Below are 14,896 nucleotides of genomic sequence, written 5' to 3'. Positions count from 1 at the left end.
GTTTAGAGCAGAAGATTACTCCAGCGTCGGATTCATATGACGCAGATCGTATGGCGTAATTTGGTAGACGTAATAGTTGAGCCAGTTGGTAAATAACAAATTTCCATGACTACGCCAGGTTGCCGCTGGCGTGTGTTGCGGGTCGTTTTTCGGGAAATAGTTGTACGGGACATCCGGATTAAGACCCGCTTCGATATCGCGAAAATATTCGGCCGCAAGGGTATGCGGATCATACTCAGGATGTCCCGTGACAAAAGCAATACGTTTGTCTTTACTGGCAAACAGGTAGGCATCTCCGTCTTCCGTTTCCGCCAGGATCTCCAGATCGGTATAGTCCCGAATCAATTGAGCCGGGAAATCGGCATACCGGGAGTGCGGAGCAAGGAAGGAGTCATCAAAACCGCGCGTCAGTAGCGCATGGGGATGAAGAATATGGTGTGCATATACGCCTGAAAGCTTGTCACTGCGGGTTTGCTTGGGGATCCCATAAAGAATATTCAGTGCGGCTTGTACCGCCCAACAGACAAAAAGCGTGGAAGTGACGTGATCTTTTGCCCACTCCATCACCTGTTTGATCTGCGGCCAGTAGGCAACGTCATTGAACTCCACCAGACCCAGCGGCGCGCCGGTCACAATCAATCCATCAAAATTATCCTCACGGATATCGTCGAAGTTACAGTAAAAGTTGTTCAGATGCTCAGACGGTGTATTGCGCGACTCGCGGGCATCAATACGCAGCAACTGGATATCCACCTGTAGGGGTGAGTTCGAAAGCAGACGCAGAAATTGGTTCTCTGTCTCGATTTTTTTCGGCATCAGATTGAGAATAAGCACCTTTAGCGGACGAATTTCCTGACCTGTGGCACGTGAAGCCGTCATCACAAAGACGTTTTCTTCACGTAAGAAATTGACGGCTGGTAGCTCGTCCTGCACCCGAATCGGCATAACCTTACTTCCTCACAGCATACGTATAAACGTTTAGACATCCAGACAGCTAAAGATACCCAGAAATGCTTTGAATGTCGAGTATGCATGTGCAAGGTGAGAAAATTTCAAGGAGGGAAAATAGTAAAATGCAAAAGCAAAAAACCCCGCACCTTACGGTACGGGGTTCTTCTTTATTGATGCCTGGCAGTTCCCTACTCTCACATGGGGAGACCCCACACTACCATCGGCGCTACGGCGTTTCACTTCTGAGTTCGGCATGGGGTCAGGTGGGACCACCGCGCTACAGCCGCCAGGCAAATTCTTTATCTGTATCAGGCTGAAAATCTCTCTCTCCGCCAAAACAGCTTCGGCGTTGTAAGGTTAAGCCTCACGGTTCATTAGTATCGGTTAGCTCAACGTATCGCTACGCTTACACACCCGACCTATCAACGTCGTCGTCTTCAACGTTCCTTCAGGACTCTCAGAGAGTCAGGGAGAACTCATCTCGGGGCAAGTTTCGTGCTTAGATGCTTTCAGCACTTATCTTTTCCGCATTTAGCTACCGGGCAGTGCCATTGGCATGACAACCCGAACACCAGTGATGCGTCCACTCCGGTCCTCTCGTACTAGGAGCAGCCCCCCTCAATTCTCCAGCGCCCACGGCAGATAGGGACCGAACTGTCTCACGACGTTCTAAACCCAGCTCGCGTACCACTTTAAACGGCGAACAGCCGTACCCTTGGGACCTACTTCAGCCCCAGGATGTGATGAGCCGACATCGAGGTGCCAAACACCGCCGTCGATATGAACTCTTGGGCGGTATCAGCCTGTTATCCCCGGAGTACCTTTTATCCGTTGAGCGATGGCCCTTCCATTCAGAACCACCGGATCACTATGACCTGCTTTCGCACCTGCTCGCGCCGTCACGCTCGCAGTCAAGCCAGCTTATGCCATTGCACTAACCTCCTGATGTCCGACCAGGATTAGCTGACCTTCGTGCTCCTCCGTTACTCTTTGGGAGGAGACCGCCCCAGTCAAACTACCCACCAGACACTGTCCGCAACCCGGATTACGGGTCTACGTTAGAACACCAGCCATTAAAGGGTGGTATTTCAAGGATGGCTCCACGCAGACTGGCGTCCACGCTTCAAAGCCTCCCACCTATCCTGCACATCAAGGACCAGTGTTCAGTGTCAAGCTATAGTAAAGGTTCACGGGGTCTTTCCGTCTTGCCGCGGGTACACTGCATCTTCACAGCGAGTTCAATTTCACTGAGTCTCGGGTGGAGACAGCCTGGCCATCATTACGCCATTCGTGCAGGTCGGAACTTACCCGACAAGGAATTTCGCTACCTTAGGACCGTTATAGTTACGGCCGCCGTTTACCGGGGCTTCGATCAGGAGCTTCGCCTTACAGCTAACCCCATCAATTAACCTTCCGGCACCGGGCAGGCGTCACACCGTATACGTCCACTTTCGTGTTTGCACAGTGCTGTGTTTTTAATAAACAGTTGCAGCCAGCTGGTATCTTCGACTGGCTTCAGCTCCGTGAGCAAGTCACTTCACCTACGCGCCAGCGTGCCTTCTCCCGAAGTTACGGCACCATTTTGCCTAGTTCCTTCACCCGAGTTCTCTCAAGCGCCTTGGTATTCTCTACCTGACCACCTGTGTCGGTTTGGGGTACGATTTCGTGTTACCTGATGCTTAGAGGCTTTTCCTGGAAGCAGGGCATTTGTTACTTCAGCACCGTAGTGCCTCGTCATCACACCTCAGCGTTAATAAGGTTCCGGATTTACCTGGAACCTCCGCCTGCATGCTTAAACCGGGACAACCGTCGCCCGGCTAACATAGCCTTCTCCGTCCCCCCTTCGCAGTAACACCAAGTACAGGAATATTAACCTGTTTCCCATCGACTACGCCTTTCGGCCTCGCCTTAGGGGTCGACTCACCCTGCCCCGATTAACGTTGGACAGGAACCCTTGGTCTTCCGGCGAGCGGGCTTTTCACCCGCTTTATCGTTACTTATGTCAGCATTCGCACTTCTGATACCTCCAGCAACCCTCACAGGCCACCTTCAACGGCTTACAGAACGCTCCCCTACCCAACAACGCATAAGCGTCGCTGCCGCAGCTTCGGTGCATGGTTTAGCCCCGTTACATCTTCCGCGCAGGCCGACTCGACCAGTGAGCTATTACGCTTTCTTTAAATGGTGGCTGCTTCTAAGCCAACATCCTGGCTGTCTGTGCCTTCCCACATCGTTTCCCACTTAACCATGACTTTGGGACCTTAGCTGGCGGTCTGGGTTGTTTCCCTCTTCACGACGGACGTTAGCACCCGCCGTGTGTCTCCCGTGATAACATTCTTCGGTATTCGTAGTTTGCATCGGGTTGGTAAGTCGGGATGACCCCCTAGCCGAAACAGTGCTCTACCCCCGAAGATGAGTTCACGAGGCGCTACCTAAATAGCTTTCGGGGAGAACCAGCTATCTCCCGGTTTGATTGGCCTTTCACCCCCAGCCACAAGTCATCCGCTAATTTTTCAACATTAGTCGGTTCGGTCCTCCAGTTAGTGTTACCCAACCTTCAACCTGCCCATGGCTAGATCACCGGGTTTCGGGTCTATACCCTGCAACTTAACGCCCGGTTAAGACTCGGTTTCCCTGCGGCTCCCCTATACGGTTAACCTTGCTACAGAATATAAGTCGCTGACCCATTATACAAAAGGTACGCAGTCACCCCACATGGAGGCTCCTACTGCTTGTACGTACACGGTTTCAGGTTCTGTTTCACTCCCCTCGCCGGGGTTCTTTTCGCCTTTCCCTCACGGTACTGGTTCACTATCGGTCAGTCAGGAGTATTTAGCCTTGGAGGATGGTCCCCCCATATTCAGACAGGATACCACGTGTCCCGCCCTACTCTTCGAGTTCACAGCAAGTGTGCTTTCGTGTACGGGAGTATCACCCTGTACCCTGCGACTTTCCAGACGCTTCCACTAACACACAAGCTGATTCAGACTCCGGGCTGCTCCCCGTTCGCTCGCCGCTACTGGGGGAATCTCGGTTGATTTCTTTTCCTCGGGGTACTTAGATGTTTCAGTTCCCCCGGTTCGCTTCATTACGCTATGTATTCACATAATGATAGTGTGACGAATCACACTGGGTTTCCCCATTCGGACATCGCCGGGTCAAAGGTTCATATCACCTCGCCGGCGCTTATCGCAGATTAGCACGTCCTTCATCGCCTCTGACTGCCAGGGCATCCACCGTGTACGCTTAGTCGCTTAACCTCACAACCCGAAGCTGTTTCGCCTCTGATTGTGAAAATTTGAGAGACTCAAACACACCATTAAAGATGTGTCGTTTCAATTTTCAGCTTGATCCAGATTTTTAAAGAGCAAAACTTCGCAGTGCACCTTTTCAGGTTCACTCTGAAGTTTTCTTGTTTTGTGCAGTAAAAGGATGGTGGAGCTATGCGGGATCGAACCGCAGACCTCCTGCGTGCAAGGCAGGCGCTCTCCCAGCTGAGCTATAGCCCCATCGTAGTTATCTCTCTACCGGTAATTTTTGTTGAGGCAAGGCGTGGTGACACGGAGCATACTCAGGTATGTGAGTGTCACCGCAACGCAGCATCAGCAAAAATTTGGTAGGCCTGAGTGGACTTGAACCACCGACCTCACCCTTATCAGGGGTGCGCTCTAACCACCTGAGCTACAAGCCTGCAGAGATTTTTACTGCTGTATTTCATCAGACAATCTGTGTGAGCACTACAAAGGCAGGTTCTTTAAGGTAAGGAGGTGATCCAACCGCAGGTTCCCCTACGGTTACCTTGTTACGACTTCACCCCAGTCATGAATCACAAAGTGGTAAGCGCCCTCCCGAAGGTTAAGCTACCTACTTCTTTTGCAACCCACTCCCATGGTGTGACGGGCGGTGTGTACAAGGCCCGGGAACGTATTCACCGTAGCATTCTGATCCACGATTACTAGCGATTCCGACTTCATGGAGTCGAGTTGCAGACTCCAATCCGGACTACGACGCACTTTATGAGGTCCGCTTGCTCTCGCGAGGTCGCTTCTCTTTGTATGCGCCATTGTAGCACGTGTGTAGCCCTGGTCGTAAGGGCCATGATGACTTGACGTCATCCCCACCTTCCTCCAGTTTATCACTGGCAGTCTCCTTTGAGTTCCCGGCCTAACCGCTGGCAACAAAGGATAAGGGTTGCGCTCGTTGCGGGACTTAACCCAACATTTCACAACACGAGCTGACGACAGCCATGCAGCACCTGTCTCACAGTTCCCGAAGGCACTTCAGCATCTCTGCTGAATTCTGTGGATGTCAAGACCAGGTAAGGTTCTTCGCGTTGCATCGAATTAAACCACATGCTCCACCGCTTGTGCGGGCCCCCGTCAATTCATTTGAGTTTTAACCTTGCGGCCGTACTCCCCAGGCGGTCGACTTAACGCGTTAGCTCCGGAAGCCACGCCTCAAGGGCACAACCTCCAAGTCGACATCGTTTACGGCGTGGACTACCAGGGTATCTAATCCTGTTTGCTCCCCACGCTTTCGCACCTGAGCGTCAGTCTTTGTCCAGGGGGCCGCCTTCGCCACCGGTATTCCTCCAGATCTCTACGCATTTCACCGCTACACCTGGAATTCTACCCCCCTCTACAAGACTCTAGCCTGCCAGTTTCGAATGCAGTTCCCAGGTTGAGCCCGGGGATTTCACATCCGACTTGACAGACCGCCTGCGTGCGCTTTACGCCCAGTAATTCCGATTAACGCTTGCACCCTCCGTATTACCGCGGCTGCTGGCACGGAGTTAGCCGGTGCTTCTTCTGCGGGTAACGTCAATCGGTGAGCTTATTAAACTCACCGCCTTCCTCCCCGCTGAAAGTGCTTTACAACCCGAAGGCCTTCTTCACACACGCGGCATGGCTGCATCAGGCTTGCGCCCATTGTGCAATATTCCCCACTGCTGCCTCCCGTAGGAGTCTGGACCGTGTCTCAGTTCCAGTGTGGCTGGTCATCCTCTCAGACCAGCTAGGGATCGTCGCCTTGGTGAGCCTTTACCTCACCAACAAGCTAATCCCATCTGGGCACATCCGATGGCAAGAGGCCCGAAGGTCCCCCTCTTTGGTCTTGCGACGTTATGCGGTATTAGCTACCGTTTCCAGTAGTTATCCCCCTCCATCAGGCAGTTTCCCAGACATTACTCACCCGTCCGCCACTCGTCACCCGAGAGCAAGCTCTCTGTGCTACCGTTCGACTTGCATGTGTTAGGCCTGCCGCCAGCGTTCAATCTGAGCCATGATCAAACTCTTCAATTTAAGTTTGATGCTCGTGAATTAAACTTCGTAATGAATTACGTATGTTCACTCAGAGACTTGGTATTCATTTTTCGTCTTGCGACGTTAAGAATCCATGTCACTTTGAGTGCCCACACAGATTGTCTGATAAATTGTTAAAGAGCAGTGCAACGCGGCTTTCGCTCACCGTTGCGAGGTGGCGTATATTACGCTTTCCTCTTTTAGAGTCAACCCGTTATTTCAGGATTTTTTCTCTTCAACCGACCGGGGTGTTTGTGAAGTGATTCACATCTGCCATGTCGATGGAGGCGCATTATAGGGAGTTCTCATGCCACCGCAACCGCTAAATGACACAAAAATGACTGACTGCTGAATTACACAGCAAAAACCCGCCTTATACCCTTTTACGCACAGACTTATCCACAATAGCACGAAAAAGTGAAATTATGCGAGCGCTGCGCAAACGTTTTCGTTAAAATGCTCGCGCTAAATACAGTGACCCTGCCAGGTGTGTTAGCTGAGTTTTTTTAAAGAAAATTCATCTAACGCTCTCTGTAATCGTGAAATCCAGGGGATTTACCATGCAACAACGTCGTCCAGTCCGCCGCGCTCTGCTCAGTGTTTCTGATAAAGCCGGTATCGTCGAATTCGCTCAGGCACTTTCCGCACGTGGTGTGGAGCTGCTTTCAACAGGGGGTACCGCTCGCCTGTTAGCAGATAAAGGTCTGTCGGTAACTGAAGTCTCCGATTACACCGGTTTCCCGGAAATGATGGATGGACGCGTCAAGACCCTGCACCCAAAAGTCCACGGCGGCATTCTGGGTCGTCGCGGCCAGGACGACGGCATTATGGATCAACACGGCATCGCGCCGATCGACATGGTAGTCGTTAACCTTTACCCGTTCGCCCAGACCGTTGCCCGCGAAGGCTGTTCTCTTGAGGATGCCGTTGAGAATATTGATATCGGCGGCCCGACCATGGTGCGCTCGGCAGCCAAGAATCATAAAGATGTGGCTATCGTGGTGAAGAGCAGCGATTACGACACCATTATTAACGAGATGGATGCCAATGAAGGGTCACTTCAGCTTGCTACCCGTTTCGACCTTGCCATCAAAGCCTTCGAGCACACCGCGGCGTATGACAGCATGATCGCCAACTACTTCGGTAGCCTGGTACCGGCTTACCACAGTGAAAGCAAAGATCCTTCTGGCCGTTTCCCGCGCACGCTGAATCTGAACTTCATTAAGAAGCAGGAGATGCGTTACGGTGAGAACAGCCACCAGCAGGCAGCCTTCTATATAGAAGAAGAGGTAAAAGAAGCCTCTGTTGCCACTGCACGGCAGGTTCAAGGCAAAGCGCTCTCCTATAACAACATTGCCGACACCGACGCCGCGCTGGAGTGCGTGAAAGCGTTCAGCGAGCCTGCCTGCGTTATCGTCAAACACGCCAATCCGTGCGGCGTGGCGGTAAGTAGCTCTATTGTGGATGCCTACGACCGCGCGTACAAAACCGACCCGACCTCCGCGTTCGGCGGCATCATTGCCTTCAACCGCGAGCTGGATGCTGAAACCGCGCAGGCCATCATCTCCCGCCAGTTCGTCGAAGTGATCATCGCGCCATCCGCTTCCGAAGACGCGCTGAAAATCACTGCGGCGAAACAAAACGTGCGCGTGCTGATTTGCGGTCAGTGGGCGGAACGCGTTCCGGGCCTGGACTTCAAGCGTGTGAACGGCGGCCTGCTGGTACAGGATCGCGATCTGGGTATGGTTACAGAAGCCGACCTGCGCGTGGTGACCAAACGCCAGCCGACCGAACAGGAACTGCGAGACGCGCTGTTCTGCTGGAAAGTGGCGAAGTTCGTGAAATCCAACGCCATCGTCTACGCCAAAGAGAACATGACCATCGGAATAGGCGCAGGCCAGATGAGCCGCGTTTATTCGGCCAAAATCGCCGGTATTAAAGCAGCCGATGAAGGTCTGAAAGTGAAAGGCTCTGCCATGGCGTCTGACGCCTTCTTCCCGTTCCGTGATGGTATCGACGCGGCGGCGGCTGTGGGTATCACCTGTGTTATCCAGCCTGGCGGTTCTATCCGCGATGACGAAGTGATTGCCGCCGCCGATGAACACGGCATTGCGATGATCTTCACCGACATGCGTCACTTCCGCCATTAATTCAGGGAGCAGAAAATGAAAGTACTAGTGATTGGTAACGGCGGGCGCGAGCACGCTCTGGCGTGGAAAGCGGCGCAGTCGCCGCAGGTCAAAACCGTCTTTGTGGCGCCGGGTAATGCTGGAACTGCCCTGGAACCCACACTGCAGAACGTCGCTATCGGCGTCACCGATATCCCGGCACTGCTGAGCTTTGCCCAGAGTGAGAAAATCGATCTGACCATCGTCGGCCCGGAAGCGCCGCTGGTGATTGGCGTCGTTGATGCCTTCCGCGCCGCAGGCCTGACAATCTTCGGGCCAACAGAAGGCGCCGCGCAGCTTGAAGGCTCCAAAGCTTTCACCAAAGATTTCCTCGCGCGTCATAACATCCCGACGGCGGAATATCAGAACTTCATTGACGTAGAGCCAGCCCTCGCCTATTTACGTGAAAAAGGCGCGCCGATTGTTATCAAGGCCGACGGTCTGGCAGCCGGTAAAGGGGTTATCGTCGCGATGACGCTCGAAGAAGCGGAAGCCGCGGTTCAGGATATGCTGGCGGGCAACGCTTTCGGCGATGCGGGCCACCGCATCGTGATTGAAGAGTTCCTCGACGGCGAAGAGGCGAGCTTTATCGTGATGGTCGACGGCGAGCATGTGCTACCGATGGCCACCAGCCAGGATCACAAACGCGTGGGCAATGGCGATACCGGCCCGAACACCGGTGGGATGGGTGCCTACTCCCCTGCTCCGGTAGTCACTGATGAAGTCCATCAGCGCACCATGGACCGTATCATCTGGCCAACCGTAAAAGGCATGGCAGCGGAAGGCAATACTTACACCGGTTTCCTCTATGCAGGCCTGATGATCGACAAGCAGGGCAACCCGAAGGTGATTGAATTCAACTGCCGCTTTGGCGATCCGGAAACGCAGCCGATCATGCTGCGCATGAAATCAGACCTGGTCGATCTCTGCCTTTCGGCCTGTGAAGGCAAACTGAATAAAAAAACCTCCGAGTGGGATGAACGTGCTTCTCTCGGGGTAGTGATTGCTGCGGGCGGTTATCCCGGCAACTACACTACCGGTGACGAAATCCACGGCCTGCCGCTGGAAGGAATTGACGGCACGAAGGTGTTCCACGCCGGTACGACGCTGTCAGACGACGATCGCGTACTCACCAACGGCGGTCGCGTGCTGTGTGCCACGGCGCTGGGTCATACCGTGGCAGAAGCACAGAAGCGTGCCTACGCGCTGATGGCGGATATTCACTGGAACGGCAGCTTTAGCCGTCAGGATATTGGTTATCGCGCGATTGCGCGGGAGCAGGAGGAGTAATTTCCCCCTCACTTTAGCCCTCTCCCTCAAGGGAGAGGGGACGTAAATCAGAAAGTTTTTTCTTTCGGCTGCCAGGTGCAGAAATCTTCGTTCGCCACCAGCAGTAGCTGAGAGCCTTCCGGCGCTTCAAGCCACGCCACACTCACTTCCATTGATGAATGACGCTGACGACGCTGAACATGTTCGGTCGCCCAGGATTCAAGGTCAGGCTTCGTTGTCAGCCCTTCACAGGTAGTGACCGTACCATCGGCATGCCAGCGCCCCTGGCGCAGCACAACGCGTCCCTGACGCAGCGCGTCGCTGGTCTGGCGAATTTGTTCAGCACGGTAACGATACAGGGCGATTTGATCGCTGGAAAGCTGCTGTTTTTGACCGCTAACTTCGCGCTGCATAAAGCTCAGCTCGCCATGATCATCAAAACGCACTTTCACATGTTCGGGGGTCTTGCTATAGATATTCAGTTCGATCAGCGACAGGTCATTTCCCTGCCAGCGATACTCTGCGGTGGACGTATTGCCGTTATGCCACGGACTAAAAGCGGAGAGCAGATGCACTTCACCGTCGGAATCTTTGCGCCAGATCCTCACCGCACCCTGGTCATCTGCGTAGCCGCTGGCGGTAAAAGGGGGCAGAGAAGCGTCGTGGCTACAGGCGGAAAGCAACAGCGTGCCTGCCAGCGCGAGTGTTCCACGCCAGACAGACAAAAGGGGCGTTGCCGCCCCTTCGTTAAAACTTTTCACTGCCACGCGTCTTACTTAACTGCGTCTTTCAGTGCTTTACCAGAAACAAATGCCGGCACGTTAGCTGCGGCAATTTTGATTTCTTTACCGGTCTGCGGGTTGCGGCCAGTACGCTCAGCGCGGTGGTTCACTTTGAAGGTTCCGAAACCAACCAGTTGTACAGCATCGCCTTCTTTCAGAGACTCAGTAATAGCAGCCAGGGTAGATTCCAGAGCAGCTTTAGCCTGCACTTTAGACAGATCAGCCTTGTCCGCAATTACATCAATCAGTTGAGTCTTGTTCATAAGTTATCCTTTCAATGTGTTTATCGCTTGCTAAGCATCGAGTGCGACGAAAATGCCAAAAAAGCACTCTCCTGCATACACGCACCGATAGCCACTTTTTTTCGCCCCCCAAATGTAGACCAGACGGGGGGCAGAAGGGAAGAGTCGAGGTGCGACAAAACAGGCGTTAAATCACGTTTTGTTGTCTCATTGATTAAAAATTATACCGATATTGCTTTCAGCGGCCTCGCGTAAGTCCGCACGCAGCCCTTTTATCAGTTCGATATCGCGTTCTTCACACTCTGCCAGCAGGCGGAAGATCTCCCACTGGATGTCCCATTCTTGCTCAACAGCCGGATTAACCCGCAGCTCTTCGTCGGTCATTTCACGACCTTGCTGGGTCATTTCCAGCATCGCCACGGTCGTAATGGATGCCTTACTGACTTCAATGGCATGCTCGAGGGTTTCGCCGCTCAGACGGGAGTGAATCAGCTCGCTTAACGCCACACAGGCATCGATCGCCGGGTAGACACCATACAGGTCGTAATCATCCGCGGCCGGAATGGCCTCTTCAAGTTTCTCCAGTTGGGAGTCGAAGTTAACCTTTGCATCTTTGACCGTCAGCGTTTCCCAGATCAGATCCAGAATCCGGCGATAGATCTGGCCTTCGCCAAACGCCGTCTGCTTGCAGAACGCGGCATAATTGGGGTACATGCGCTCACACAGGCAAGCCATGAAGGTGACGTGCTGCCAGCTTTCCAGCTTCTCAAGGCGCAGATGAATCGGGTTTTGTAACATGTTGGTATCTCGAATCGAAAATTAGCCGCAGTTTACCTGAATCAGGGGTGAATTTCCTGCCAACGAACAAATGCCGGACGCGACGACGCAACGGCGTCAGCCCAGCGCGTCGGCTCCGGTAAACGGTAGCCTTTTGTGCACTGTTGTACCCAGGACAGCGCGCTATCCATACTGACCCGATGCCCGGTGGCGATAAACAGCGGGTTACAGCGCGTTTTGCTGCGCCAGACCCACGCCAGTTGTTCACCTTTATCAATGAGCGGCGCCAGGGCGCCCGGCTCGGCGGAAAGCGGCTCAAACGCGCCGCACAACCGTTTTTTGGCTACGCCAATCGTCGGCACATCTACCAGCAGGCCAAAGTGGCTGGCCACGCCTAAACGGCGCGGATGGGAAATACCGTGTCCATCAACGAACAGCAGGTCAGGTTTTTGCGAGAGTTGCTCCCACGCAGCCAGCAGCGCGGGATATTCGCGAAAGGAGAGAAAGCCTGGAATATAGGGCATAGTGGTGGCGATACGTGCCACCTTGTACTCTACCAGCTCAAGCGAGGGATACTTCAGTATCACCATTGCCGCTCGCGTCACTTCACCGCCCTGCTCAAACCCCACGTCTGCCCCGCCAATAAACTGCGGCGGGTCTTTATCCAGACGATCCTCACGGACCACTGATGAAGCCAGTTCTATCTGTTGAGCGCGTAATGACGCGAGATCCATAACCACTCCTTAATTGTGATATTGCGCAGAAAGTCGGTGCACCGCCTCCACAAACGCGCCAGCGTGTTCTGGCGGTACATCCTGATGAATACCGTGGCCGAGATTGAAAACGTGCCCTTCCCCCTGGCCGAAGCCTGCGAGAATCGTTGCCACCTCTTCTTCGATACGTGCGGGGTGCGCGTAAAGCATGGAGGGATCCATATTCCCCTGTAGCGCCACTTTGTCGCCTACGCGACGGCGCGCGTCGGCAATATCGGTCGTCCAGTCGAGTCCCAGCGCGTCACAACCGGTTGTGGCTAACGCTTCCAGCCACTGACCGCCGCCTTTGGTAAACAGCGTCACCGGTACACGACGGCCTTCGTTTTCACGCAACAGACCATCGACAATTTTATGCATGTAGTACAGCGAGAACTGCTGATAATCACGCCCGGTCAGCACGCCGCCCCAGGTATCGAAAATCATCACCGACTGCGCGCCCGCCTTGATCTGCGCGTTGAGATAGAGCGTCACGCTCTTCGCCAGCTTATCGAGCAACGCATGCAGGACCTGCGGCTCGGCGTACATCATCTTTTTGATCACGGTAAAAGCTTTGCTGCTGCTGCCTTCCACCATGTAGGTCGCCAGCGTCCACGGGCTGCCGGAGAAGCCAATCAGCGGCACGTCGCCCTTCAGCTCACGGCGAATGGTGCGCACCGCATTCATCACGTAACCCAGTTCGCCTTCAGGATCGGGAATAGGCAGCTTATCGACGTCGGCTTTGCGCTTGATGGGCGATGTAAAGCGCGGACCTTCGCCAGTTTCGAAATAAAGTCCAAGGCCCATCGCATCCGGGATGGTCAAAATGTCCGAAAAGAGAATGGCGGCATCGAGCGGGAAGCGGCGCAGCGGCTGGAGCGTCACTTCGCAAGCCAGCTCGGCATTCTTGCACAGCGACATAAAATTCCCAGCCACGGCGCGCGTGGCTTTGTACTCTGGCAGATAGCGCCCCGCCTGGCGCATCATCCACACCGGGGTGATATCAACGGGCTGGCGCAGCAGCGCACGCAGATAACGATCGTTCTTCAGTTCGGTCATTTTTGCAGTTCCTTAAGCGTCATGGCCTCAGTGTAACATGTCACTCATCATCGGCCCGACACATTGCCACGGTATCTTCTATCAGCCGACGCGCCACGGTTCCGGGCGGCGGTAACAGCGGTAAATCATCGTAACGATACCAGTTCGCTTCCAGCAGTTCTTTCGGGTCGATGACAATCTCGCCGCTGTCGTAATCGGCCATGAAGGCGGTCATCAGCGACATCGGAAAGGGCCAGGGCTGAGAAGTCACATAGCGTAGATTCTTCACCCTGATGCTGCTCTCTTCCATCACCTCGCGTGCCACCGCCTGTTCCAGCGTTTCGCCCACCTCAACGAATCCGGCGAGGACGGTATGCACGCCGTTGCGATGCCGGGTATGCTGCGCCAGCAGAATGGAATTCTCGCGCCGGATAGCCACGATAATGCACGGCGCAATTTGCGGGTAATATCGTTCACGGCAGTGGTTGCAGAGCATGGCCCATTCGGTTTTGCTCGGGTGCATGGTGTGCCCGCAGTAGCCGCAGTATTTATGTGAGCGATAAAACTCTGCCAGTTGCACGCCGCGACCGGCCAGCTGGAACAGCCCCACATCATGATCCAGCACCTGACGAACGGATCCCATATCGTGGCGGCGAGGCTGCTGAACTAACCATACGGGATCGCCCTGCCACTCGCCGATCTTCAGCGCGGATACTCCCATAAGATCGAATTTCTCTGCCGCGCCATGGGGTATCTCCCCGCCGGGCAGCCATATTTTTTGTTCGTGGCTGACTAACCACCAACCCAGATCTGATTTTTCAATAATACGATCCATATCTATTGCACTACCTTCGCTTCACTGACATGTTGTTAGCATTGTGGTTACATTTTGGGTAAGCAGATTCAATTCTAAACCTTATGGAGTCGAACATGTTAAACCAGCTAGAAAATCTGACTGAGCGCGTTGGAGGCAGTAACAAACTGGTGGATCGCTGGCTACATGTACGCAAGCATCTGCTCGTGGCGTATTACAATCTGGTCGGTCTTAAGCCTGGCAAAGAATCCTGGATGCGGCTGAATGAAAAGGCGCTGGATGATTTTTGTCAAAGCCTGGTCGATTATCTGTCCGACGGCCATTTCAATATTTATGAACGCATTATCCGCGAAATGGAAGGGACTCCTCCTTATTTAGCGGCAAGTAAGCTCTATCCGTTGCTGGAAACCAATACCCAACTGATTATGGATTACTACGATTCCTCTCTTGAGAACGCTATCGATCACGATAATTATCTCGAGTTTCAGCAAGCGCTTTCCGGCCTTGGCGAAGCGCTGGAAGAGCGATTCACGCTGGAAGACAAGCTGATCGCCCTCGCGCTGGATAACAATCTGCCTCTCAGCGGCGAAGAGAACATTGCGTGGCCCGCTTGAGTTCTTAAACGTTAACGCGTAATTTACAATCATTCGCCCCTCTCACGAGGGGGATTTTTCTTGTCGGAGTGCCCAGAGCGAAAGCCGGGCTGAGACCGTTAATTCGGGATCCGCGGAACCTGATCAGGCTAATACCTGCGAAGGGAACAAGAGTCACTCTGCTGTTTTATCGCCCAGAGGCGATCCTCTCTT

General features: G+C 53.8%; 10 protein-coding genes, 2 tRNA genes, 3 rRNA genes and 1 riboswitch. Of the genes, 3 read left to right on the top strand and 12 right to left on the bottom strand.

Annotated features, from left to right (window positions below; genetic code table 11):
* Window positions 1-15: 15 nt before the first annotated feature.
* The 6 genes from metA to NL510_RS01625 all read right to left on the bottom strand — a co-directional run bounded on the left by metA (window position 16) and on the right by NL510_RS01625 (window position 6,251).
* Window positions 16-945, bottom strand: coding sequence for a homoserine O-acetyltransferase MetA (metA, locus tag NL510_RS01650; RefSeq protein WP_253381057.1), 930 nt, complete (start codon window positions 943-945; stop codon window positions 16-18).
* A gap of 181 nt (window positions 946-1,126) precedes the next feature.
* Window positions 1,127-1,242 (bottom strand): 5S ribosomal RNA (rrf, locus tag NL510_RS01645).
* A 62-nt stretch (window positions 1,243-1,304) separates the two neighbouring features.
* Window positions 1,305-4,211 (bottom strand): 23S ribosomal RNA (locus tag NL510_RS01640).
* Between the two features lie 173 nt (window positions 4,212-4,384).
* A tRNA-Ala gene (locus tag NL510_RS01635) sits at window positions 4,385-4,460 on the bottom strand.
* Window positions 4,461-4,565: 105 nt separating this feature from the next.
* A tRNA-Ile gene (locus NL510_RS01630) sits at window positions 4,566-4,642 on the bottom strand.
* Between the two features lie 69 nt (window positions 4,643-4,711).
* Window positions 4,712-6,251, bottom strand: a 16S ribosomal RNA gene (locus NL510_RS01625).
* Together the 16S, 23S and 5S rRNA genes with 2 tRNA genes alongside form the textbook arrangement of a ribosomal RNA operon.
* Before the next feature lie 560 nt (window positions 6,252-6,811).
* On the opposite strand from NL510_RS01625, the gene purH reads away from it, so the two are divergent.
* On the top strand, window positions 6,812-8,401 hold the full coding sequence (purH, locus tag NL510_RS01620; protein ID WP_253381055.1) for a bifunctional phosphoribosylaminoimidazolecarboxamide formyltransferase/IMP cyclohydrolase: 1,590 nt from the start codon (window positions 6,812-6,814) through the stop codon (window positions 8,399-8,401).
* 15 nt (window positions 8,402-8,416) lie between these two features.
* A complete protein-coding gene (gene purD / locus NL510_RS01615; protein WP_253381052.1) occupies window positions 8,417-9,709 on the top strand; it encodes a phosphoribosylamine--glycine ligase in 1,293 nt (430 codons plus the stop codon).
* Between the two features lie 47 nt (window positions 9,710-9,756).
* Here the strand turns inward: purD and NL510_RS01610 are convergent, their stop codons facing one another.
* The 6 genes from NL510_RS01610 to nudC form a co-directional block, all read right to left on the bottom strand.
* Entirely contained in the window at window positions 9,757-10,449 is a 693-nt protein-coding gene (locus NL510_RS01610; RefSeq protein WP_253384705.1) for a DUF1481 domain-containing protein, read from the bottom strand.
* 11 nt (window positions 10,450-10,460) lie between these two features.
* Window positions 10,461-10,733: a nucleoid-associated protein HU-alpha gene (gene hupA / locus NL510_RS01605; RefSeq protein WP_002445246.1), complete on the bottom strand. Its 273-nt coding sequence runs from the start codon at window positions 10,731-10,733 to the stop codon at window positions 10,461-10,463.
* Between the two features lie 186 nt (window positions 10,734-10,919).
* Complete coding sequence (locus NL510_RS01600) at window positions 10,920-11,510, bottom strand: YjaG family protein (RefSeq protein ID WP_253381050.1); 591 nt, start codon at window positions 11,508-11,510, stop codon at window positions 10,920-10,922.
* 41 nt (window positions 11,511-11,551) lie between these two features.
* Entirely contained in the window at window positions 11,552-12,223 is a 672-nt protein-coding gene (gene nfi / locus NL510_RS01595) for a deoxyribonuclease V (protein WP_253381048.1), read from the bottom strand.
* Window positions 12,224-12,232: 9 nt separating this feature from the next.
* Entirely contained in the window at window positions 12,233-13,297 is a 1,065-nt protein-coding gene (hemE, locus tag NL510_RS01590) for a uroporphyrinogen decarboxylase (RefSeq protein WP_253381046.1), read from the bottom strand.
* A 40-nt stretch (window positions 13,298-13,337) separates the two neighbouring features.
* Window positions 13,338-14,111, bottom strand: a complete 774-nt coding sequence (nudC, locus tag NL510_RS01585; protein ID WP_253381044.1) for an NAD(+) diphosphatase — start codon at window positions 14,109-14,111, stop codon at window positions 13,338-13,340.
* A 95-nt stretch (window positions 14,112-14,206) separates the two neighbouring features.
* On the opposite strand from nudC, the gene rsd reads away from it, so the two are divergent.
* The gene (gene rsd / locus NL510_RS01580) at window positions 14,207-14,704 is read left to right on the top strand and encodes a sigma D regulator (protein ID WP_253381042.1); all 498 of its coding nucleotides are present in this window, start codon (window positions 14,207-14,209) and stop codon (window positions 14,702-14,704) included.
* Window positions 14,705-14,758: 54 nt separating this feature from the next.
* Window positions 14,759-14,867: riboswitch (TPP riboswitch) on the top strand.
* Window positions 14,868-14,896: the final 29 nt, after the last annotated feature.

This window comes from unidentified bacterial endosymbiont, from assembly GCF_918797525.1.
Taxonomy (GTDB): Bacteria; Pseudomonadota; Gammaproteobacteria; order Enterobacterales; family Enterobacteriaceae; genus Enterobacter.
This window is presented reverse-complemented; position numbering and strand designations above follow the sequence as displayed.

Coding starts and splice junctions, on each gene's coding strand:
- metA (WP_253381057.1), bottom strand. CDS start 945: ATGCCGATTCGGGTGCAGGACGAGCTACCAGCCGTCAATTTCTTACGT.
- purH (WP_253381055.1), top strand. CDS start 6,812: ATGCAACAACGTCGTCCAGTCCGCCGCGCTCTGCTCAGTGTTTCTGAT.
- purD (WP_253381052.1), top strand. CDS start 8,417: ATGAAAGTACTAGTGATTGGTAACGGCGGGCGCGAGCACGCTCTGGCG.
- hupA (WP_002445246.1), bottom strand. CDS start 10,733: ATGAACAAGACTCAACTGATTGATGTAATTGCGGACAAGGCTGATCTG.
- NL510_RS01600 (WP_253381050.1), bottom strand. CDS start 11,510: ATGTTACAAAACCCGATTCATCTGCGCCTTGAGAAGCTGGAAAGCTGG.
- nfi (WP_253381048.1), bottom strand. CDS start 12,223: ATGGATCTCGCGTCATTACGCGCTCAACAGATAGAACTGGCTTCATCA.
- hemE (WP_253381046.1), bottom strand. CDS start 13,297: ATGACCGAACTGAAGAACGATCGTTATCTGCGTGCGCTGCTGCGCCAG.
- nudC (WP_253381044.1), bottom strand. CDS start 14,111: ATGGATCGTATTATTGAAAAATCAGATCTGGGTTGGTGGTTAGTCAGC.
- rsd (WP_253381042.1), top strand. CDS start 14,207: ATGTTAAACCAGCTAGAAAATCTGACTGAGCGCGTTGGAGGCAGTAAC.